Below are 23,266 nucleotides of genomic sequence, written 5' to 3' on the forward strand. Positions count from 1 at the left end.
CCGCGATGCCCGGGACACCTCAACAGAACCACCGTCGCACTCGTAGCGCCTCCGCACCAGCCACATCACCGCCGTAACCGCACATGAAGCGTCAGCGGCCGTTACTCGCCGGCATGGCCATCGGCCGTCCCTCTGCGCAGGGTTGCCGGACGAGCAAGCCTGCCCTGCCCGCCCCTCTCAGCCTGTACGACGACACCCACCCGACGCGGAGTCAGGGCCCCACACCCCGCCCCTAACACCGACACGTCAGACCCGGTCCCGCCCACTCACGGCCCGTATCCGCCGAGGGGATTCCTCATGGCACCACAAGCACCCCTGCTCACCATGTCCGGCATCACCAAGTCGTTCCCGGGCGTTCGCGCCCTGGACGGCGTGGATCTCGAGGTCCAGGCCGGCGAGGTCCACTGTCTGCTCGGCCAGAACGGGGCCGGAAAGTCCACCCTGATCAAAGTGCTGGCCGGGGCTCACCAGCCGGACAGCGGTGACATCACCTGGCGGGACGAGCCCGTGACCCTGGGGTCTCCGATCGCCGCCATGCGTCTGGGCATCGCCACCATCTATCAGGAACTCGACCTGATCGAAGGGCTGTCCGTGGCGGAGAACGTCTTCCTCGGACACGAGCCCACCTCGGCCGGGTTCGTGGTGCGGGGCTCCGCCGCCCGTGCGGCGACCGCGGAGCTGCTGAAACGGCTCGGACACTCGGAGATCGATCCGGCGCGCCTCGTCGGTGACCTCTCGGCGGCGCAGCAGCAGATCGTCTTGATGGCTCGCGCGTTGTCCCACGAGGTGCGGTTGATCGTGATGGACGAGCCGTCGGCGGCGCTCGACCCCGAAGAGGTGGACAACCTGTTCAGGATCGTGGGCGATCTGACGGCCGACGGCGTCGCCGTCATCTACATCTCCCACCGGCTGGAGGAGATCCGGCGCATCGGCGACCGGGTCACGGTCCTGAAGGAGGGGCGTTCGGTCGCGGGCGGTCTGCCCGCCAAGAGCACACCGACCCGCGAGGTCGTGGCCCTGATGACGGGGCGGAGCGTGGAGTACGTCTTCCCCGAGCGGCCCGAAGCCGGGTTCGCCGCGGCGCGTGAACCCGTGCTGAAGGTCGAAGGGCTGCGCAGGCGTGGGGAGTTCGCCCCGGTCGATCTGGAGCTGCGGCCCGGGGAGATCGTCGGGCTGGCCGGGCTCGTCGGGTCCGGGCGCAGCGAGATCCTGGAGACGATCTACGGGGCGCGCAAGCCCGACGAGGGCCGCGTGCTCGTCGACGGCACCCCCCTGCGCCCCGGCAGCGTGCGCGCCGCCGTCAGCGCCGGCATCGGTCTCGCGCCCGAAGAACGCAAGGCGCAGGGCCTGCTGATGCTGGAGTCCGTCAGCAGCAACGTCTCGATCTCCACGCTGTCCCGGTTCGCCCGCGGGGGCTGGCTCGATCGTCGTACCGAGCGGGCCGCGACGCACCAGGCGGTGCGGGAGCTGTCGTTGCGGCCGGACAATCCCGATGCCGCGATCAGGACCCTGTCCGGCGGCAACCAGCAGAAAGCCGTCCTCGCCCGCTGGTTGCTGCGCGGCTGCAAGGTGCTGCTGCTGGACGAGCCGACCAGGGGCGTCGACATCGGCGCCCGGGCGGAGCTCTACGCGGTGATCCGTCGGCTCGCCGACGAGGGCCTGGCCGTACTTCTCGTGTCCAGTGAGGTGCCCGAGGTCCTGGGGCTCGCCGACCGGGTGCTGGTGCTGCGTGAGGGCAGCGTCGTCCACACGGCGGACGCCCGGGAGCTCGACGAGCACCGTGTACTTGATCTTGTGATGGAAGGGAGCCCGACGTCATGACGCAGCCGACCACCGCGGCGCACGAGGACGCGCCGACGTCCGCCGACAAGTCCCCCGGGGAGCAGGAGAGTTCACGCCGATCGGGTCCGCGGTGGGGGTGGGATGTGCGCACCCTGTCCCTGCTCGGAGTCCTCGCCGCCCTTGTGGCGGTCGGCGGGATCACCGCACCGGACCAGTTCCTCGCCACGAGCAACCTCCAACTCGTCCTCACCCAGGCGTCCGTGATCGGCGTCGTCACCGTCGGCATGACGTTCGTCATCACCTCCGGCGGCATCGACCTGTCGGTGGGCGCGATCGTGGCGCTCGCCTCGGTGTGGGCGACGACCGTGGCCACCCAGGAGTTCGGCTTCGCGGGCATCCTGTTCACCGCGCTGATCGTCGGTGTCGGCTGCGGTCTCGTGAACGGACTGCTGATCGCCTACGGCAGGATGGTGCCGTTCATCGCGACGCTGGCCATGCTCGCCTCCGCCCGGGGCCTCGCGCTCCAGATCACGGACGGCAGCACGCAGATCGTCAGCGTCGCATCGGTACTCGATCTGGGTGCCAGGGACTCCTACGTCCTCGGCATCCCGCCCCTCGTCCTGATCTTCGCCGCGGTCACCGTCATCGGCTGGCTGGTGCTCAACCGCACCACGTTCGGCCGACGTACCGTCGCGGTCGGCGGCAACGCGGAAGCGGCCCGCCTCGCCGGTATCGACGTACGCCGCCAACGTCTGTACCTGTATCTGCTGTCCGGGCTGTGCTGCGGTATCGCCGCGTTCATGCTGATCGTGCTCGCCGGCTCGGGGCAGAACACCAACGGCAACCTCTACGAGCTGGACGCCATCGCCGCGGCGATCATCGGCGGCACGCTGCTCAGCGGGGGCCGCGGCACCATCATCGGCTCCGTCCTCGGCGTTCTGGTCTTCACCACGATCACCAACATCTTCGCCCTCAACAACCTCGAGACCGCTGTCCAGCAGATCGCGAAGGGCGCCATCATCGTCACCGCCGTCCTGGTCCAGCGACGCTCGCTGCACGGGGACACCTGACACCCGTCCGGCACACCCCGGACGGCGGCCCCTGACACCGCCGTCCGACCCCCCGCCTGCTCCTGCGGAGCCGTACCGGCCACCGGTCTCGGACGCACGCACAGACCGCCCGCCGGTCTCGACGCACGCACACACCACCCGCCGACCTCGGACACACGCACACACCACCCGCCGGACTCCCTCGGACGTACACGTCCCCGCCGGATTCTCGGACGCACCCCCGCCCGGCTTCCCTGCAAGCACACACCGCCCGCCCGGATCCACCCCACGCACACCCGCCCACTCGAAGGGTCGAACCACCATGTCCAAAACCCCCGCCACCAGCCGCAGAGCGCTCCTGTTCGGCACCGCCGCCGTCTCCGCTGGCGCGCTGCTGACGGCCTGCACCAGCAACGAGCCCAAGGACCAGGCACAGGCCGCCGACAACGCCGCCCCGGTCGCGGACGACAAGCCGGGCAAGCAGGTCACCGTCGGCTTCGCGGGGCCGCAGGCCGACCACGGGTGGCTCAACGCCATCAACTCCAACGCCAAGTCGCGGGCGAAGAAGTACGCGGACGTCACCCTGGAGATCACCGAGGGCTCCAACGACACCGCGCAGCAGATCGGCCAGGTCCAGACGCTGATCAACAAGAAGGTCGACGTCCTGGTGATCCTGCCGGCCGACGGCAAGGCCCTCACCCAGGTCGGCCTCCAGGCCATGCGGGCGGGCATTCCCGTCGTCAACCTGGACCGCGTGTTCGCCTCCCCGCAGGCGTACCGCTGCTGGATAGGCGGCGACAACTACGGCATGGGCCTGAACGCCGGGCACTACATCGGCGAGCAGCTCAAGGGCAAGAAGAACGCCAAGGTCGTCGAACTGGCCGGCCTGGACAACCTCGAACTGACCCAGCAGCGCACCAAGGGCTTCGACGACGCCCTGAAGAACTACCCCAACATCCGCAAGGTGGCCCGCCAAGCGGCCGACTTCACGGTCGAGTCCGGGCAGGCCAAGATGGCCCAGTTGCTCCAGGCCCAGTCGAGCTTCGACGCGCTGTGGAACCACGACGACGACCAGGGCGTGGGTGCGCTGCGTGCCATCGACCAGGCGGGCCGCGACGACTTCCTGATGGTCGGCGGCGCCGGCGCCAAGTCCGCGATGGACGCCATCAAGGCCGGCAACAGTGTGCTGAAGGCGACCGTCCTGTACCCGCCGACCATGGCCGCCTCCGCGATCGACCTCGCCCGCGCCCTCGGCCAGGGCAAGGGAATCGGCGGTCTCGCCGAGTTCGAGATCCCGTCCTCGCTGACCCTCTACTCGGCCGTGGTCACCAAGGACAACGTCGACCAGTACCTGCCGACCGGCTTCATCTAGCCGGGCCGGGCCGGGTCGGGCCACATCGGAGCGCACCGGACCGGGGGCAGTCCACACCGGAACGCGCCGGACCGGAGCACACCGCACCCGTGCCCACCGGCACCGGAGTACACCGGACCGCGGATCCCACCCGCACCACAACGAGTTCCGGAGCGCCCCGGACCTCGGCCCCGCCCACACCACGACGAGTCAGTGACACTCCGACCAGGAGGAAGCCGTATGGACCAGAGGGACAGTCGGACCGCACCCCCGGAACTGGGCGTGGGGATGGTCGGCTACGCGTTCATGGGCGCCGCGCACTCCCAGGGCTGGCGCACCGTAGGGCACGCGTTCGACCTGCCCCTGCGGCCGGTCCTGGCCGCGATCGCCGGCCGTGACGCCCGCGGTGTGCGGGCCGCTGCCGACAAGCACGGCTGGGCCGCCGCGGAGACCGACTGGCGTGCCCTCATAGCCCGCGACGACGTACAGCTCGTCGACATCTGCACACCGGGCGACAGCCATGCGGAGATCGCGATCGCGGCGCTGGAGGCGGGCAAGCACGTGCTCTGCGAGAAGCCGCTGGCCAATTCGGTCGCCGAGGCGGAGGCCATGGCGGCGGCCGCCGAAGCGGCCCGCTCGCGTGGGCAGTTGGCCATGGTGGGCTTCAACTACCGCCGTGTGCCCGCCCTCACCTTCGCCCGCCGCCTCATCGCGGACGGCAGGCTCGGCAGGCTCCGTCACGTACGGGTCAGCTACCTCCAGGACTGGCTGGTCGACCCCGAGTTCCCGCTGACCTGGCGGCTCCAGCGGGAGCACGCGGGATCGGGGGCCCTTGGCGACCTCGGCGCGCACATCGTCGACCTCGCCCAGTATCTGGCGGGCGAGCTCCTGGTCGGCGTCTCCGCGCAGTTGGAGACCTTCGTGACCGAACGCCCGCGCCTGGACGGGGCATCCTCGGGCCTCACGGCGTCCGGCAGCATCCAGCGCGGACCGGTGACCGTCGACGACGCGGCCGTCTTCACGGGCCGGCTCGCCTCGGGAGCGCTCGCCACATTCGAGGCGACCCGGATGGCGACGGGGCGCAAGAACGCCCTGCGGCTGGAGATGAACGGGGAGTTCGGTTCGCTCGCCTTCGACTTGGAGCGGCTCAACGAGCTGTCCTTCCATGACCACCGGGAGCCCGCCGTCACAGCGGGGTTCCGTCGGATAGTCGTCACGGAGGCCGACCACCCCTACCTGGAGGGATGGTGGCCGCCCGGCCATGTGCTCGGCTACGAGCACACCTTCGCCCACCAGGCCCGCGACCTGGTCGAGGCCATCGCGTCGGGCGCCGAGCCGAGGCCGTCGTTCACCGACGCGCTTCAGGTCCAGCGAGTACTCGCCGCGGTGGAGGAGAGCGCGCGGAAGAACTCCGTCTACACGCCTGTACAGGTCTGCACCCCCGTCCAGGCCGTCGCTGCCGAAGTCCGCTAGAGACCCGGCGAAGAACCCGGAAACGACCCCGGCAAAGAACCCGGAAACGACCTGGGCAAGAAACCGGTAAGGAACCCGCTCGGAGGCACCATGCCACGCCCGTTCACCCTGTTCACCGGCCAGTGGGCCGATCTGCCCCTCGAAGAGGTCTGCCGTCTGGCCCGCGACTTCGGCTATGACGGACTGGAACTCGCCTGTTGGGGAGATCACTTCGAGGTCGACAAGGCACTCGCGGACCCGTCGTACCTGGAGTCCCGGCACGCCCTGCTCGACAAGTACGGCCTCAAGTGCTGGGCGGTCTCCAACCACCTGGTCGGCCAGGCCGTCTGCGACGCCATCATCGACGAACGCCACCAGGCCATCCTGCCCGCCCAGGTGTGGGCCGACGGCGACCCGGAAGGCGTCCGCCAACGGGCCGCGAACCGTATGAAGGACACCGCGCGGGCCGCGGCCGCCTTCGGGGTCGACACCGTCATCGGCTTCACCGGCTCGGCGATCTGGCACCTGGTCGCCATGTTCCCGCCCGCCCCCGAGGCGATGATCGACCGTGGCTACGAGGACTTCGCCGAGCGCTGGAACCCGATCCTGGACGTCTTCGACGCGGAGGGTGTGCGGTTCGCGCACGAGGTCCACCCCAGCGAGATCGCCTACGACTACTGGACCACCCAGCGGGCCCTGGCAGCGGTGGACCACCGGGCGGCGTTCGGCCTGAACTTCGACCCCTCGCACTTCGTGTGGCAGGACCTCGACCCGGTCGGCTTCCTCTACGACTTCCGCGAGCGGATCTACCACGTGGACTGCAAGGAGGCCCGCAAGCGCCTCGACGGCCGCAACGGCCGCCTCGGCTCCCACCTGCCCTGGGGCGACCCGCGCCGCGGCTGGGACTTCGTCTCCGCGGGCCACGGCGACGTCCCCTGGGAGGACGTCTTTCGCATGCTGCGCTCCATCGACTACCGGGGCCCGATCTCGGTCGAGTGGGAGGACGCCGGCATGGACCGCCTCCAGGGCGCCCCCGAGGCACTGAAGAGTCTCAAGAAGTACGACTTCGAACCCCCGACGGCCTCTTTCGACGCCGCGTTCGGAGGCAACGACAACTAGGCGGCCCAGGTCGTCTTTCACCGACCCGGAGGCGTTCCGTAGCGGAAGGTGCGAACCCGGTGGCGCTCTGACAAACCGTCACGGTCGGGCCGCCGGGCTGGTGCGGCCTGCCCGGGCCTACCCGCTCACGTCTTTGTCCTGGATCTGGAAGAAGTTCGCCGTTTCGCTGCGCAAGGGGTTCCGGCCAAGGACGAACGGGGCTACGGTCCCTTCGTGCACAGGAACCACACAGTGGCTCGAAACTGACGACGCGTTCAGGCCGTACGGCACACCTCTCGTTCGACCGTCCCTACGAGAAGGTCCACCGTCCCACCGAGAAGAACGACCCGCGCAGCGCACGACCAAGACCCTGAGGCACCACGCACTTCTCACCGGCGGCACTCCTGTCGCCCTTCGCACGCCGCAGCCGCGCTCCCACCACGGAGCGGTCCTTCAGGCGGCCGCGGCCCAAGCCGTCCCCGTGCCGACGGCGGGCGGGAAGCCCTCGCGCTTCCGCCGACCGTCCTGCAACCGCACCGGAACACCGACCTGGCAGGGAGGCAGACCGTGAACACCGACGGGAACGCATCGGAGCCCCGGCCCGACGGGCCGACCACACGCACCGGCGTCTGGTTCGTCGGAGCCCGCGGTTCGGTGGCGACCACCGCCATTGCCGGCTGCGCGGCGGTCACCGCCCAACTGCGGCCCCCGACGGGCATGGTCACCGAGACCGCCCCCTTCGACGGGGCCGGCCTGCCGCCCCTGCACTCCCTCGTCTTCGGCGGCCACGACACCGCGCACGCCCCGCTGCCGAAGCGGGCCGAGCACCTCACCGACGCGGGCGTCCTGCCGCACGGGCTCGCCCCCGCCGTGCGCGCCGAACTCCAGGCCGCGGACGAGGAGATACGGCTCGGCGGCCCGCTCCCGGGCGACACACGAAGCGACGAGGAGCTCATCGCGGACTTCGCGGCCGACCTCATCTCGTTCCGCGTGCGCAACGCACTGGCACGAGTAATCGTCGTCAACGTCTCCTCCACCGAGCCGCTGCCCGAACCCGACGCCGTACGGCTGCCCCCCAGCTCCCTCTACGCGGCCGCCGCCGTGCGAGCCGGCTGCCCCTACGTCAACTTCACCCCGTCCACCGGGTTGCGCACCCCGGCCCTCATGGAGGCCGCCGCGGCCGCCGCCCTGCCCCACGCGGGCCGTGACGGCAAGACCGGCCAGACCCTGCTGCGCGCGGTCCTCGCCCCCATGTTCGTCCAGCGCGCCCTGGAGGTCCGCGCCTGGTCCGGCACCAATCTCCTCGGCGGCGGCGACGGAGCCGCCCTGGCCGACCCGGCCGCCGCCGCGGCGAAGAACGCCGGCAAGGAACGCGTCCTGGCCGACATCCTCGGGCACACCCCGCAGGGCGAGGTGCACATCGACGACGTGCCCGTGCTCGGCGACTGGAAGACCGCCTGGGACCACATCGCCTTCGAGGGGTTCCTCGGCTCACGCATGATTCTTCAGACCGTCTGGCAGGGCTGCGACTCGGCCCTGGCCGCACCGCTCGTCCTGGACCTGGCCCGCCTGGTCGCCCGCGCCCACGAGACGGGCCTGTCCGGTCCGCTCCCGGAACTGGGCTTCTACTTCAAGGACCCGGACGGGGGTCCGGCGGGTCTCGGGGAGCAGTTCGCCGCGCTCCTGTCCTTCGCCGACCGCCTGCGGGAGGCGCACTGATGCGCTCCCTTCTGGCTGCCCTCGTACCGCCCGCGGGCGCGCGTGCCGCGAAACCCGGCACGATCGGCAGCGACCAGGACCAGACGCGTCCCCCCGCCGGGCGGCGCGGGCGGCGGGCACGACTGCGCGACTGGGCTGAACTGCTGCGTGTCTCCGCGTTGTTCACCGTGCCCGGTGACGCGCTCGCCGGAGCCGCGGCCACAGGACTTCGGGCCGGGCGGGGCACGGCGTACGCGGTCGGCGCCTCGCTGTGCCTCTACGAGGCGGGCATGGCGCTCAACGACTGGGCCGACCGCGACGAGGACGCCGTGGAACGCCCGCATCGGCCCCTCCCCTCCGGCCGTATCTCTCCTACGGCAGCGCTGGGGGCGGCCGGACTCCTGACCGCGGCCGGACTCACGCTAGCCGCCCGCGCCGGCCGCCCCGCTCTCGCGGTGGCATCGGCACTGGCCGCCACCGTCTGGGCGTACGACCTCCGTCTCAAGCACACCCCCGCGGCCCCGGCGGCGATGGCCGCGGCCCGCGCGCTGGACCTCGTCCTCGGTGCCACGGCCACCATGTCGGCGCCCCGCGGGCAACAGAAGCCGGAGGCCGGCCGCACGTCGGTGACCCATCGCGCGAAGCTCGCGTCCCTGGCGGTCTCACACGGCCCCGGCGCGTCCTTGGCGGTCCCACACAGTCCCGGCGCGCCTCTGCCGGCCCCTCTAGGCCGCAGCGAGACCACGGCGGTCCCTCAGGGCCCCGGCGCGCCCCTGACGATCCCTCAAGGCCGCGGCGAATCCCCAGCGGCCCCACACGGCCCCGCCACGAGGCACACCGTCACCCCCGGCCCCGCTGTCCGCGTCGCGACCTCCGCTGCCGCGCTGGCAGCCCACACCTACGCCGTCACCGCCGTCTCCCGACACGAGGCGTACGGCGGTTCCACACGCGCACCACTCGCCGCTCTCGGCGCGACGGCCGCGCTCGGGCTGTTATTGGCACGCGCACGTCCCACAGAACGGCCCCTGGCGGTACTGGCGGCCACCGCCTACGCCCGTACCTCCGCCATCACCTACCTGCACGCCGCCCTCAATCCGTCCGCGCCGCTCACCCAACGAGCCGTCGGCGGCGGGATCCGCGCCATGATCCCGTTCCAGGCGGCGCTCGCCGCCCGATCCGGTGCGCGCCTGACCCCGCTGGCACTGCTGGGGCTCGCCCCCGCCGCACGCGCGCTCGCACGGAAGATCAGTCCCACATGAGCGGACACGTGCCCCTCGACCCGCCCGCCCCCGGCCTCGTCCGCGGTACGCCCGGGACCTCGGCGGCGTACCGCGGACGAGGCCGGCGGGCTCCCCACGAGCGACCCCTGGCGTCCGCTCGTCCTGTTCTCCACCCCCCGCGCAGTATCCGGCCGTGGAGCGGCCACCGAAGTGAAGTCCCCTCTGCTGTGGCTCGCCGGCCTCGCCGGAGGCGGAAGCCGCACGGCACCCGCAGCACCGCGACGACGAAAGAGAGAACCACTGTGACCGCGTTCAACGAAGAAGCCGTCACCGGCGACGCCCTGCGCCGCACCCTCGGCGTCAGCCGCCGCCGCTTCCTCAGCACCTGCACCGCCGTCACCGGGGCGGCGATCGCCGCCCCCGTCTTCGGCGCCTCGCCCGCCCTGGCGCAGGACAGAGCGCGGACCGGGGGCCATGACCACGGCCGTTCCGCCCTGGTCCCGCCGCACAAGCGCGGCATCATCCTCTACACCGTCCGGGACGCCATCGGCCGCGACCCGCTCGCCTCCGACCTGCCCTCCGGCTTCCGCGAGGTCTTCAAGCAGCTCTCCCGATTCGGCTACCGCCAGGTGGAGTTCGCCGGGTACGGCCAGCACGCCAACGCCCCCGGGGGCGCCGACCTGGGCACGGTCCAGGGCGCGAGGCTGCTGCGCTCCTGGCTCGACGAGTACGGCCTGCGGGCGCAGGGAAGCCACGGCTTCATCCCGCCGTCCTGGCCGCTGACGACGGCCGACCGCGACACCTTCAAGCGCTGGCTGGAGATTGCCAACATCCTCGGCATGGACCACATGGGCACCGGCGCCGACCCCACCAACACCCCTTACCGGGCCGACTGGGACGTCGCCGCGCAGAAGTGGAACACCCTGGGCGCCATCGCCTGCCGCGAGGGCATCAAGCTCTACACCCACAACCACGACAGCGCCTACGACTTCCTGCTCGACGGCGGCCCGCTCGACGCCCAGGGCCGGCCGACCCGCAGCTCCGGCATCCGCAAGCTGGAGTACTTCCTGAAGGTCACCGACCGCAAGAGTGTCTACCTGGAACTGGACGTCTTCTGGGCGCACGTGGCCCAGTACAAGTTCCACACCTACACCGCCCACGACGGCTCCCAGCGTGAGCGCGTCTTCGACCCGGCCGCACTCGTGGAGCGCAACAGCACCCGGTTCCCGCTCTTTCACGCCAAGGACGGCGTCATCAACACCCAGAGCGGCATGGGCTACGACATGGTTCCGTTCGGCACCGGCGACATCGACTACCGGCGGTTCTTCACCCGGGTGGGAGACAAGAACCACCGCAACCCGATGGTCGAGCAGGACAACGCCCCCAGCACGACCGTGCCCGGCCAGTCCCTGGACTTCGCCCGTATCGGCTACGACAACCTCGCCGCCCTGCGCGCCCGCCACTGACGAAGCCTCACCTGACAGCCAGCAGGCGTGCCCTCCGACATCCAACGTACTGAGCCCGCCTGCTAGTTGACCCGCCTCCACCCTGCACCGGACGGCGGCCGCGGACCCGCATCGCGGCCGCCGACCAGACCGAAGGAGTTCTGAGTGCGCAACAGACGGATCGTCACCCTCCTGGGGGCAGCCGCCCTGGCCGGAGCCGTCGGGCTCATGCCCGTGTCCCCGGCGCAGGCCGCCAAGCCGGACCCGGCACCGCCGGCCGCGTCGGACTTCCAGAAGGTCACCCTCAACGACCGCCCGGGCGAGCCCATGGCCCTCGCCGTCCTCCCCGACCGGCGGGTGCTGCACACGGCGCGCACCGGAGAGGTCCGCATCCACGACCCCAAGAGCGGCGTCAACTTCCTTGCCGCCGACCTGAAGAAGAGCCCCGCGGGGCTCTACCAGCACGACGAGGAAGGCGTCCAGGGCATCGCCATCGACCCCGGCTTCGCCAAGAACCACTGGGTCTACCTCTACTACTCGCCCCGCCTCGACACCCCCATGGACGACCCGGCCACCCCCGGCGTCAACGAAGGCGACGCACCGCAGTTCGGCACGGCCGCGGACTTCGCCAAGTACAAGGGCGTCACCCGCCTTTCGCGGTTCAAGCTCGTCGGCAACAAGCTCGACTTCGCCACCGAGCAGAAGGTCATCGAGGTCCCGGCCGACCGGGGCATCTGCTGCCACGTCGGCGGCAAGATCGACTTCGACGGCAAGGGCACCCTGTTCCTGTCGACCGGCGACGACTCCAACCCGTTCTCCTCCGACGGCTACGCCCCGCTCGACGACCGCGCCGACCGCAACCCGGCCTACGACGCCCGGCGCACCGCGGGCAACACCAACGACCTGCGCGGCAAGGTCCTGCGCATCCAGGTCAAGCCCGGCGGCGGATACCGGATACCCCACGGCAACCTCTTCGCGCCGGGCACCCCGAAGACCCGCCCCGAGATCTACGCCATGGGGCTGCGCAACCCGTTCCGCTTCGGCGTCGACGACAAGACCGGCGAGGTCTACGTCGGCGACTACTCGCCCGACGCCAACACCGCCAACCCGGGCCGCGGCCCCGCGGGCCACGGACGCTGGATGGTCATCGACCGCCCCGCCAACTACGGCTGGCCGTTCTGCGTGACCCAGAAGATGCCGTACCAGGACTACGACTTCGCCACCCAGACCTCCGGCGGCGCCTTCGACTGCGCGAAGCCGGTCAACGACTCGCGTCACAACACCGGACGCAGCGTGCTGCCCCCGGTCGAGGACGCGGAGATCGTGTACGGCTACGGGGCCTCCGCGGAGTTCCCCGAGCTCGGCACGGGCGGTATCGGGCCCATGGGCGGCCCGGTCTACCAGTACGACAAGCGCAACAAGGCGCAGAACCGCTGGCCCGCGTACTTCGACGGCAAGCCGCTCTTCTACGAGTGGACCCGTGACCAGATGAAGGCCATCACCCTCGGCAAGAAGAACGAGGTCCTCAAGATCGAGGACGCGATCCCCACGATCAAGACGGACGGCCCGATCGACGCCGAGTTCGGCCCCGACGGCGCGCTGTACGTCCTCGAGTACGGCACCGGGTACTTCGCGGAGCTGCCCGAGGCCCAGCTCTCCCGCATCGACTTCACCCGCGGCAACCGCACCCCGGAGCCCAAGGTGGCCGCGGACGTGGTCAACGGCACCAGCCCGCTGACCGTCAAGTTCTCCAGCGCCGGCACGACGGACGCCGACGGTGACGCCCTGCGCTACGCCTGGGACTTCGACGCCGACGGCACGGTCGACTCCAGGGAGGCGAACCCGACGCACACCTTCACCCAGAACGCCGTCTACGACGCCACGCTGAAGGTCACCGACAGCACCGGGCGTTCGGCCTCCGCCTCCGTCCCGGTCGTGGTCGGCAACAAGGCGCCGGTCGTCTCGCTCACCACCGACCCGGCCCCGCACGGCGGCACCCCGTTCCACTGGGGTGACACGGTGACCTGGCAGGTCACCGTCACCGACGACCAGCCGGTGGACTGCGCGAAGGTCAGCGTCTCGTTCATCCTCGGCCACGACTCGCACGGCCACCCGCTGTCGACGAGCAACGGCTGCTCCGGATCGTTCAAGACCTTCGTGGACGGCGGCCACTCCGGCTCGGACAACCTCAAGGCGGTCTTCAACGCCACCTACACCGACACACCCCCGGCCGGCCTGCCGTCCCTCTCGGGCAGCGCCGAGGTCGCCCTGACCCCGGCTGACTGACCGGCAACTACGAGACAGTGACGGGGCGTTCCTCCTCCGGGCGCCCCGTCGCCCGTCTCACCCGATGCACGGACCTCTCAGGAGATTCGGCGCTGACCGTGCGCCGGCTGTGGCCGTGTCGACTGCGTCGCGCTCTTGACTCCTGCCGTCGACGGGAGTCCGGTTGCGTGAGCCCTTGCAGACGCGGCCGACTGTCTCGCTCCTCGGTGCAGTGGCCGAGTTCGGCGCAACAGGTCGCGGTGAAACCTCCGAACCCCCATAAGGAGTCCGCATGGCACCACGTATCAGCCGTCGCACCGTTCTGGCCGCCGGAGCGGGCGCCGTCGGCCTGTCCCTGCCCGGCGTGACCGCCCACGCAGACGACCGTGCGACCACCAGCGTGAGATTCACCCTGAACGCCCATGTGCTCGACGGCGGCGAGCAGGTCACGTCGATCACCCTCAGGACCTCCCGGCTCGGCCCGATCGACCCGGCCGGCCTCACCACCGGCACCTTCAGCGTGCACGCCAAGGCCACCAGCCCCTTTCCCGTCCCCGCGGGCGACATCATCTACGGCGAGTACGACCTCGACCGGACGGTGACCGCCGTGCGCCTCGACCACCACGGCGACATCGTGCTCGAACTGAGCCACGGCGAGGGCCAGACCGGGGGCGGCACGCTCGGCTACCTCGCGCGCGCGGGCCGCAACGTGATGCTCGATCTCGTCTACACCCTCACCCAGAACGCCCCGATCCCCTTGCGCAACCACCGCAAGATCACGATCGACAGGTTCGTGCAGAACCCGCGGCTGTCGGACCCCGAGGTGGACGCCTTCAGCTCGCACATCTCCGGGTCGGGAATGAAGTACCGCCTGTACTCGCCCCGTGCCTCCCACACGTCCCGGCACAAGAGGCGTCCGCTGGTCGTGTGGCTGCACGGCGGAGGTGAGGGCGCCTCACTGCCCAACGGCTACTACGACAACGAGACCACGCTGCGAGCCAACCGCGGCGCCCTGGGTTTCGCCACCCCCCAGGCACAGCGCGTCTTCGACGGCGCCTACGTTCTCGCCCCGCAGAGCACCTCGTACTGGATGGAGGACGGCCCCCGCTTCGCCCCGCTCATCCACGAGATCATCAGCGACGTCGTACGCCGCAACCCCGTCGACCGCGACCGGATCCACGTCGTCGGGTGCAGCAACGGTGGCTACATGAGCATGAAGATGACCACCGCCTATCCCACTCTGTTCGCCGCGTCCGTGCCGATCTGCGGCGTCGTCGGGTCGTTCCCGCCCGGTGGCCCACCCCTGATCCCCGACAGCGAGCTGGCCCGGATCACCACCCCCACCTGGCTCGTGGCCTCGCGCGACGACCCCACCGTGGACCCACAGGCCAACACCGTGCACGCACACGACGTGATCCCCGGTGCACGAATGACGCTCTACGACCAAGTCGTCTGGAACGGCCACCAGTTCAACGGTCACTGGTCGTGGATCTACGTCGCCCGCAACGACCCCGGCATCGACGGAACACACATCTGGCAGTGGATGGCAGGGCAGCGCCGCCGCTGACGGACAGGCGATCGATGGGGGCCGTGCGGTCGCGCCGGCCCCCTCGGACGCACCCTGCTGCGCAGCACGAGTCCGGCTCAGCGAGCGTGAGGGGCGAACACGTGGATCCGGCCCCTCGTAGGGACGTGCGCATTACCCTGGCGACTGCCTGACAGCGTTGTCCGCGTAGTTCACCGTCTCGGGAGACCGTGTGCCAGTTCACCAACAGCCCACCGATGCACCGGACTTGGACGAACTGCGGCGGCGGGCCCAGGCCGGGGCCCCGCAGCCCGAGGCGGGGCTGGTGGTGTGCGCGAACCTGGTACGGATCTTCCAGACCGAGGGCGTCGAGGTCCAGGCTCTGCAAGGTCTCGACCTGACGGTGGCCGAGGGCGAGATGATCGCGGTGGTCGGTGCCTCGGGTTCGGGCAAGTCGACCTTGCTGGGCATCCTCTCCGGTCGGGACGTGCCCACGGCGGGTGGTGCCGAGGTAGCCGGGTACGACCTGCTGGCGATGAAGCGCCGCGAGCGCCTCGGTTACCGGCGTCGGACGGTGGGCTTCGTCCTCCAGCAGACCTCTCGCAACCTGCTGCCGTACCTCACAGCCGCCGAGAACGTGATGCTTCCGATGACATACGCCGGGATCAGGCGCTCCCGGCGCCGGGCCCGGGCGGAGGAACTGCTCGACCTGCTGTCCGTCGCCCACTGCCGGGACCGCACCCCTGACACGCTCTCCGGCGGCGAGCAGCAGCGGGTCGCGATCGCCGTCGCCAACGCGAACGAGCCGCGGGTCCTGTTCGCCGACGAACCCACCGGTCAACTCGACACCGCCACCAGCGACGAGGTCTTCGCCGCGCTGCGCCGGGCCAACGAGGAGCTGGGCGTCACCGTGGTCGTCGTCACCCACGACGCGCTGGTGTCCGAGCAGGTGCAGCGCACCGTACGGATCCGCGACGGGCGCACGTCGACCGAGGTGCTGCGCCGGGTCGCCACCGACGAGGACGGCGTCGAGGTGCACACCGCGGAGGAGTACGCGGTGCTGGACGGCAGCGGCCGACTGCAGTTGCCGGGTGAGTTCACCGAGCGTCTGCATCTGCGCAAGCGGGTGCGGCTCGTGCTGGAGAGCGACCATGTGGGTGTGTGGCCCGACGAGGCCGCCCGTCGGGCGCGAGCGGACGCGCAGGACACGCAGGGTGCGGCGGGCGGGGGTTCCGAACGCTGAGCGCGTGAGCACGGGGCGGCAAGGCTTGTGCCGTGACGCGGTGCTTCACGCGAGGCGCAGCACGGCTCCCAGTCCGCGCCGCCGGGCGAGGACGGCTTCGGTGACCGCGGCGGCGAGGATCAGCGCGGTCACGCCGACGACGAGGGCGACGGTCAGTGAGAAGTCGGTGTGCAGCGCCGGCTGGGTGGGTCCGCCGGTGAACTGCCGCAGGTCCAACGTCCGGGCCATCAGCCGCGGTTCGAGCAGTCCGAGCAGTGTGCCGCCCACCGCTGAGGCGAGCGCCAGCGGCAGCAGTTGCAGGAAGTGCAGCGCCCCGGCCTGTGTGCCGCCGAGACCGAGGGTGCGCAGGAAGGAGGTCGTCCGGCTGCGTTCGTGCGAGGTGAGGGTCAGTTCCAGGACGAGGGCGAGCAGTCCCGAAAGCGCGGCCAGGATCGAGGTGGTCGTGTAGAGGCCGGCGAGCCCCTGGGTCAGGCCATCACTGCGCAGAGCGCTCAGCGTCTCGGAGCGGACGCGGATCCGGGCCAGCGGCCCCAGTGCTTTGGCCGCCGCCGACCGCAGTGCGGCGGGTGACGAGGCGGCGGGAGTCTCGCCCTTGAGGAGCAGGACGGTGCTTCCCGAGGACTGCGGGGGGAGCAGGCGCACGGCTTCGGCGGTGGTGATCAGCAGGGGCGTCCCGGCAGCGACCTGCGCCGTGACCGGTCCCAGGAGTGGGTCGTGCAGTTCGGCGGTGGTGAGGGTGCCGACCGGTGCGAAGACCACATCCCTTGAGCGCCGCCTCTCGGAGACGACCTTGCTGGTGAAGCCGCCGGTGTGCTCGGCCGCCCGCAGGTCGGGGGAGAGGAGCGCGGGCAGGGGGGCGTTCGCGTCGCCTCGGGAGTCCGCGGTCCTGGCGAGCCGGGCCGTCAGGGTGGAGGCCAGTGGTGACTTCGGGGCGAGCGCGGCGAGTTGCTCCGGTTGTACGGCGATCACGGCGACCGGCGAGATCTCCGCACCGTCCGCCTGTCCTGTCAGGTCGAGGGTGTACAGATGCTGGAGCGCGGTGCGTGCTCCGGTGGTGGAGGTGCCCGACGCGGGTGTGACGGTCCCGGCGACGGTCGCGCTCGCGTCGGAGCCGGTGGTCCAGGCCGCGCCGGTGGCGAGGCCGTCGTCGATCGTACGGTCGACGAGGCCGCCGAACACGGCCGTCCCCAGGGTCAGGACCAGGACGAACAGGGCCAGCCCGGTCGCCGGGGCGTCTTGCGCGGCCCGGGCGGCCCCGATGAAGCCCACCGTCCCCCGGCCGCGCCGGACCTGCCGCAGCACCAGGCGCAGCACGAACGGGTAGCAGCGCAGCAGGGCGAGTACGACGGTCAGCGCCACCAGTGCCGGTACGGCGCCGAGGATGCCGTCGGGGCCCTGCGAGCGCAGCGCGACCACGCCCGCCGCCGTCACGAGCAGCACCGTCAGCTCCAGGACCACACGCCGGCCGACGACGGTGTTCCGGCGTGAGCGGCGCAGTCGGCCGGGTCTGCGGGGTTCGCGCACCGCGAGCCAGGTCATCAGCGGCAGCGTGAGGGCCACGGCCGCTGCGGCGAGGACGGCGGTCATCGGTTGCGGCGATCCGGACGTGCCGCCGGGAGCGAGGGCCCCGCCGGTCACCCAGCCGAGCAGTGCGGCGACCGCCACCACCGGCCAGGCAACGGCGCACCGCAGCAGCACCAACCGCACGGTGGAGGCGCCCCGCGCGCGCTGCAACCTCAGATGCTCCTGCCTGCGGCGCAGCAGCAGCCGTATCGCCACGATGACGGTGGCCAGGGCGACCGCGGCCAGCGCGTCGACGGCGAACGTCGCCAGTTCTCGCGCCTGTTGGTCCTGAGCGGTGAACGCGGCCAGGAGCGGGGTCAGGGAGTCGATCACCAGCAGGGGGCCGGTGGCCTGGCCGCCGACATGGCAGGCGACGTCGCCGGTGAGGGGGTCGGCTCCCTGACACAGGTCATCGCTCAGGTCCGCGCTGTAACGGGACAGCGGGCCGATAAGCGCGCCGGCCCGGTCGAACGCCGCCCCGGACAGGTCGGCGCGCAGTTGCCAGGTCATTCGGGGGCCGCCGACGCCGGCCCCGGCCAGCAGGTCCGCCGCGTCAAGGCCGACGAGGCCGCGGACGGCGAGCACGGTGCCCGCGGAGTGCTCGGCCGGGTAGCGGGACGGCTGGTCCAGTGTCTCGCGGCCCGACCAGAAGGCGTCGCGCGCGGCCGACGTGCGGTAGACGCCGCTCACGAGCAGCTTCGCCCGGGGCGGTGCGTTCTGCACGCCGAGCGTCTTGGCGAACTCGACGGTCAGCCGGCTGCCGGCTCGCACACCGAGCGCTTGGGCGGTGGCCTGGGACAACCCGATCTGGGGAGCCGTGCCCAACGGCGTTTTGTCGGCGGGCGGGTGACCGCTGACGTAACGCAAGTGGGCCTGTGCGGACGGCAGATGGCTGAGCGCCAGCCGGGTGCTGGTGTTCGCCGGGCCGGGCGGGCGCGGTGAGACCAGGGACGCCTGGTCGTAGTCGTAGCTGCCGCCGGTGACGGTCACATGCCGTGCGGCGGAGCCCGTGAGCTGCTCGGTGAGAGCGCTGCCGCCGTCGAGCAGCCCCGCCGCGTCGAGCGCGGGCGGCACGGTGTCGAAGACCTGGGGGGTGGTGCTCAGACTGATCAGGGGCGCTTGTGCCTGTGCGGCGTCGACACGCTGTCGCAGTGCCCGGTCCTCCTGGCCGCCCGCGTAGGCGGGCGCCCAGGCGCAGAGCGCCGTGAGCAGCAGGACGACGGCCGCGAGGCAGGCCAGCAGCGGCAGGTCACCGCGGCTCTCCTTGCGTATCAGACGGCGCGTCACCGCCGGGCCCACGGGTCGTGTCACGGCTGCCCCTTCCCCGACGGGTCGCGTCACGGTCCGTCCTTCCCCATCGTGTCCGGCGCCGTCCCTGTCCGTCATGCCGGGCCGCGGGCTCAACGGTCCTCACCCGCTCGCAGCACCCGCACCAGGTCCACGCGGGACAGCAGCCGGGCCAGCACCACGACGACCGCGCTGATGACGACAGCCGTGGCGACCGTGAAGAGCGTCACGGTCGCCCAGGGCACGACCAGGGGCAGCGGCGGATAGGGCGTCCGCCCGCTGTCGTCCACGGTGACCAGGGGCAGCACCGCCGACGCGAGGGCCACACCCATCAGCGTCCCGGGGACCACCGCGAACAAGGCCAGCCCCAGTTGCTCGGTGCCCAGCAACGCGGACAGGGGTCTGGCGCGGACGCCGATCGCCCGCAGCAGGGCGAACTCCTTGCGGCGCTGCCGGGTGGAGACCACGGCATGGACGGTGAAGGCGATGACCGCGAAAGCGGGGGCCAGATACCGGACCAGTTCCAGTGCCCGGCGCAGTCCGCTGCGGAACGGGTCTGCCCGCAGGGACGCGGCGGTACGCTCCGTCGTGGTGACGCGGCCCAGCGCGGGCTGCGCCTCGGCGGCTGCGGCCGTGCGGGCGCTGTCGGTGCTGCGCAGCCACCAGAACGCGGGATCCTCCGGGTCACGACCGGCGCGCGTCAGCGCGGCGGCGAGTCGGCGCTGGTCGGCGATCAAGTGCCCCTGTCCGCGGCCCAGTCCGGGCAACGAGTCGACCCGGCCCACCACCTTGGCCGTGATCCGGGCGCTTCCCACATCCAGCGTCGTGGTGGCGCCCACGCTCAGGCGCGCGGCTCCCAGCGTCGCGTCGTCGGCGCGCACCGGCAGGGGAGCGGGACGGCCGACCGGGTCCGCGACGAATCGCACCCGACCGGCGGGCCGCGTGTTGTAGTCGCTGTCGGACAACTCGCCGCCGAGGACGTCATCGACGGCCTGTGAGGGCCGCAGACCGGTGCTGACGGTGGTCCGCAGGATCTCGGAGCCGCCGCGCGCGACGGAGCACACCCCGGGCGTGCCGGGCTCGTAGACACCGGAGCTCTTTCCCTCGCACGCGCCTGCGGTGGCGTCGGAGGCGCGCTCCGTGCCGTCGGCCCAGACCTGCCCACGGGGAAGCCGGGTCACCCAGGTGTCAGCGGTGTCGCGCGCGCCCACCCGGATCAGTTCCAGGTCCAGTCGCGCGGGACGTGTGTCCGGCTGGGGGAGAAGGCTGACGGCGGTCACCGTCAGCGGGTACTGCCTCGGGTGGCCGCCGCTCAGAGCCACCCCGAGCGGGACGACGACGGTGTGCCGGGCTCCGTCGGCGGTGGGCAGATGGGTGGTCACCCTGCTGACGAGACCCGAGGCGTCCTGCACGGTCAGCTCCAGACCCGGCGCCGCCCGGCTGCCGTCACTGCTCAGCCGCTCGTCCAGCAGCAGCGCGCTCGGACGCCCGGGCAGCCGTATGCCGTGGACGTCCGGGGCGGGGGTGCGGGGAGCGGGTCCGCCGACCGTGCCGACCAGGTCCACGGTGGCACCGCCGGGCAGATTCACCGTCGACCGCGTCACCGGCGCCACGGCGGTCACCGCCGGCAGCGCGCGATAGGAGGAGCTCAGCACGGGGGAGGGGTAACTGCCGGCCGCGGACGGCGAGATCCGCACGTCCGCGCCCACCGTGAACGCGGCCTCCTCGGAGGCCAGGGCGCCGAGGCAGGCCAGCGCGGTGGTCGCGAAGGCGCTCACCGACACGGCCAGGCACATCAGCACCACCGGGCCCGCGTTGCGCGAGGCCCGCCGCCCCAGATGCCAGCCGGCCAGCGCGAGGACCACACCCCGGCTACGACGGCTGAGCGCGTCCAGCAAACGGGAGGCCAGCGGCAGCAGTCGCAGCAGCAAGAGCGCGGCGGCGCCCGCCACCAGCGTCGGCACCAGAACCAGCACCGGGTCCGCGGCCGCACCGCCGCCACCCAGCCCGGCCAGCAGCGAGTGGTGCCGCCGCAGTTCCACATAGCCCAGGACAGCCACGGCCGCCAGGGACAGGTCGGCGCCCCAACGCTGCGCGGCGGCGGCCCGGGCACCCCGGACCGGGTGCGGTCGCGTGGACGGCAGTACGGGCAGCAGCACCGCCGCGGCGTGCGCGAGCAGGGTCAGCCCCACCGCCGCCCATGCGCCGGGACTCCGGGCGCCGGGATGCAGCAGTCCGGCCAGAAAAGGCGCGGCCACAGCGGCCGGAATACCCGTCAGCGCCCACTCCGCCGCGGCACCCCCCAGCAACCGTGGCGTGCCGGCGCCTCTGGCCCGTTGCAGAGCCAGCTCGTCGCGCCGGTGCACCGTCAACTGACGCGCCGCCAGGACCAGGGTGGCAAGGGCAAGGGCCGCCAGCATCACGCTCGGCAGGTACACCGAGGACCGGGCCGCCACCGTCGGCACCGTCAGGTCGTCGATCGCCCCCGGCAGACCGGAGACCACCGTCAGATCGTCCAGCGACGGCTGCCGCCCACCGAACACCGATATACGACTCTCGCTCCCGGAGAACGCACGCAGCCGCTCCTGCAACCCGGCGAGGTCGCCCGTGTCGATCCGGGAGAAGTCGGGCTGCACACTCCAATGAGCCGTCAGATGCCCGTTGAGGACGGCGCTGCCGTTGATGGCGGACGCCGACACCACGAGCAGACTCTGGTCGGCGGTCGCCCCAGGAGCCAGATCACCGGCCATGGCCGGCCAGAATCCGACCGCCCCACGCGCCCGGAAGACACCGGTGATCCGTACGGTCATGGCACGCCCGAAGGCGTCCTCCACCTGTACCGCGTCACCGGGTCCGACGCCCAGACGCCGGGCCAGCGCATCCGGCACCGCAGCGTCGACCGGGGCGGTGGACCCGGTGGCGACCCGCACGTCGGGGAGGGAGGTGAACGCGGAGGCCTGCGCGTCGGCCGTGCCGGCGGGCCACCGCCCGGCAACCAACTGCCCGAACCGGCCGGCCCCTTGGACGGCAACCGGATGCAGCCCACCGGCACCGGGCACACGCGGGGGGCCGCCCTTGTCACCGATCCCGGTCACCGAGACCGGCGACACACCGAGCAACCCGACGTAGGTCCGCTGCGGCACCCCGTCGAACACCCGCTCCGCGGCCGCCCGCACATCCCGATCGGCGACAGCCATCCCACCGGCCCGGAAGGACGCGCTGACGCTCGCCTGCGCGTCGACGCGACCGGCCAGCCGCCGCACGGCTCCGTCCTGCACGGAACTCCCGGCCAGCGCCGCGAGCGCGGCCAACGCCGTCGCACACAGCAGCACGGTCACCGCGACAGCGGCCAGCGCCGACCCGTGCTGGGCGGCCCGCCTGACCACGGCCGGCAACCGCCGCCGACGGGAACGCGGGGCACCAGGGCGCGGCCCGGGCGAAGAAGTCAAGGCCGTGGCGGCCACATGCAACCCCCGCAGAATCGAACATGTGACGGTGACGGCGTGTGACAGTCCTACCAGGCCTCACCAGGACCGCACAAGAATCGCTGGTGCGGCTCAGGTGATGCTGGATGATTGCGGCCAGTGGGGGATCCAAAGCCAGGCTGTGGCTGGGGAGTTGCGGACGCTTCGGGGGGCTCCGTGATGAACTCGACGCTGGTGCTGCCGGTCTCGGCGGCGCGGGCGCATGGGCAAGATCTTGTCTGCCCATCGAGTCCGCCAGGGGGACCATGTGGTCGATGTCGAGTCCGGAGGCCGACATCACGACGGTGGCGTCGCAGTACGACCACCAGCTTCCGCCTGTCGGGCGGCAGTCGGGGCACCTGTTCCGAGGGGTCGAGTGCCGGGGTGTGCCCACTGCGGATTCGGGGTGTGCCCATGCCTTAACTCGACCTCTCGTGGCGGTAGTTGTAAACGTGCACGGTTAGTCGCATGCCAACTGCGCTCATCCGCAACGCTGTTGAGCGCATTCGGATAAACGCACGCCCGCAACCGCATTCTTCATGTGCATGCCGGAGTGGCACACAAATACGGAATGGCTGCTTCATAAGCGTTCGGTTCAGCTTCACAGCGAGTGATGTCGCGGTTTCTTGGACGCACGCAGTTGACAGCCTCTTCAGTCGGCCTAAGGTGGCGGTATGGCCGACCGGTGCACCGGGCGAGCCACCTGAGGGCACATCATTTCTCCGTGCTCCCCTGTGAGTTGTCGCCTTTTCGCGACCCGGCCTACGGGCCCATTTACTTCGGTTCCACGGCCTTCGGCTGCGTTTCCGACCGCGTTCGACGCA

General features: G+C 71.5%; 13 protein-coding genes and 1 pseudogene. 11 read left to right on the top strand and 3 right to left on the bottom strand.

The annotated features are described in order from the left end of the window. The first annotated feature begins 297 nt into the window (after positions 1 to 297). From ACZ66S_RS38370 to ACZ66S_RS38420, 11 genes are all read left to right on the top strand, one after another. Entirely contained in the window at positions 298 to 1,821 is a 1,524-nt protein-coding gene (locus ACZ66S_RS38370; RefSeq protein ID WP_469906209.1) for a sugar ABC transporter ATP-binding protein, read from the top strand. After that, the gene (locus ACZ66S_RS38375) at positions 1,818 to 2,852 is read left to right on the top strand and encodes an ABC transporter permease (protein ID WP_469906210.1); all 1,035 of its coding nucleotides are present in this window, start codon (positions 1,818 to 1,820) and stop codon (positions 2,850 to 2,852) included. Before ACZ66S_RS38370 ends, ACZ66S_RS38375 begins: the two co-directional genes overlap by 4 nt. Before the next feature lie 301 nt (positions 2,853 to 3,153). After that, positions 3,154 to 4,203: a substrate-binding domain-containing protein gene (locus ACZ66S_RS38380; protein ID WP_469906211.1), complete on the top strand. Its 1,050-nt coding sequence runs from the start codon at positions 3,154 to 3,156 to the stop codon at positions 4,201 to 4,203. Positions 4,204 to 4,422: 219 nt separating this feature from the next. After that, the gene (locus ACZ66S_RS38385) at positions 4,423 to 5,655 is read left to right on the top strand and encodes a Gfo/Idh/MocA family protein (RefSeq protein ID WP_469906212.1); all 1,233 of its coding nucleotides are present in this window, start codon (positions 4,423 to 4,425) and stop codon (positions 5,653 to 5,655) included. A gap of 90 nt (positions 5,656 to 5,745) precedes the next feature. Beyond that, positions 5,746 to 6,753: a sugar phosphate isomerase/epimerase family protein gene (locus ACZ66S_RS38390; protein WP_469906213.1), complete on the top strand. Its 1,008-nt coding sequence runs from the start codon at positions 5,746 to 5,748 to the stop codon at positions 6,751 to 6,753. 546 nt (positions 6,754 to 7,299) lie between these two features. After that, a complete protein-coding gene (locus tag ACZ66S_RS38395; RefSeq protein WP_469906214.1) occupies positions 7,300 to 8,451 on the top strand; it encodes an inositol-3-phosphate synthase in 1,152 nt (383 codons plus the stop codon). Next, positions 8,451 to 9,689: an SCO3242 family prenyltransferase gene (locus tag ACZ66S_RS38400; RefSeq protein WP_469906215.1), complete on the top strand. Its 1,239-nt coding sequence runs from the start codon at positions 8,451 to 8,453 to the stop codon at positions 9,687 to 9,689. Before ACZ66S_RS38395 ends, ACZ66S_RS38400 begins: the two co-directional genes overlap by 1 nt. Positions 9,690 to 9,952: 263 nt before the next feature. Beyond that, a complete protein-coding gene (locus ACZ66S_RS38405; protein WP_469906216.1) occupies positions 9,953 to 11,116 on the top strand; it encodes a sugar phosphate isomerase/epimerase family protein in 1,164 nt (387 codons plus the stop codon). 144 nt (positions 11,117 to 11,260) lie between these two features. Next, complete coding sequence (locus ACZ66S_RS38410) at positions 11,261 to 13,381, top strand: PQQ-dependent sugar dehydrogenase (protein ID WP_469906217.1); 2,121 nt, start codon at positions 11,261 to 11,263, stop codon at positions 13,379 to 13,381. A gap of 271 nt (positions 13,382 to 13,652) precedes the next feature. Further along, positions 13,653 to 14,927 (top strand): prolyl oligopeptidase family serine peptidase, encoded by a 1,275-nt coding sequence (locus ACZ66S_RS38415; RefSeq protein ID WP_469906218.1) that lies wholly within the window; start codon positions 13,653 to 13,655, stop codon positions 14,925 to 14,927. Between the two features lie 190 nt (positions 14,928 to 15,117). Next, positions 15,118 to 16,128, top strand: coding sequence for an ABC transporter ATP-binding protein (locus tag ACZ66S_RS38420; RefSeq protein ID WP_469906219.1), 1,011 nt, complete (start codon positions 15,118 to 15,120; stop codon positions 16,126 to 16,128). A 45-nt stretch (positions 16,129 to 16,173) separates the two neighbouring features. On the opposite strand, the gene ACZ66S_RS38425 is transcribed toward ACZ66S_RS38420, so the two are convergent. From ACZ66S_RS38425 to ACZ66S_RS38435, 3 genes and pseudogenes are all read right to left on the bottom strand, one after another. Beyond that, complete coding sequence (locus ACZ66S_RS38425) at positions 16,174 to 19,002, bottom strand: hypothetical protein (protein ID WP_469906220.1); 2,829 nt, start codon at positions 19,000 to 19,002, stop codon at positions 16,174 to 16,176. An 89-nt stretch (positions 19,003 to 19,091) separates the two neighbouring features. After that, on the bottom strand, positions 19,092 to 22,364 hold the full coding sequence (locus ACZ66S_RS38430; RefSeq protein WP_469906221.1) for an FtsX-like permease family protein: 3,273 nt from the start codon (positions 22,362 to 22,364) through the stop codon (positions 19,092 to 19,094). Positions 22,365 to 22,689: 325 nt separating this feature from the next. Continuing rightward, positions 22,690 to 22,797: pseudogene (locus ACZ66S_RS38435) on the bottom strand (HNH endonuclease); the annotation flags it as partial. Positions 22,798 to 23,266 lie beyond the last annotated feature (469 nt).

This window comes from Streptomyces sp. NPDC107471 (assembly GCF_055582845.1).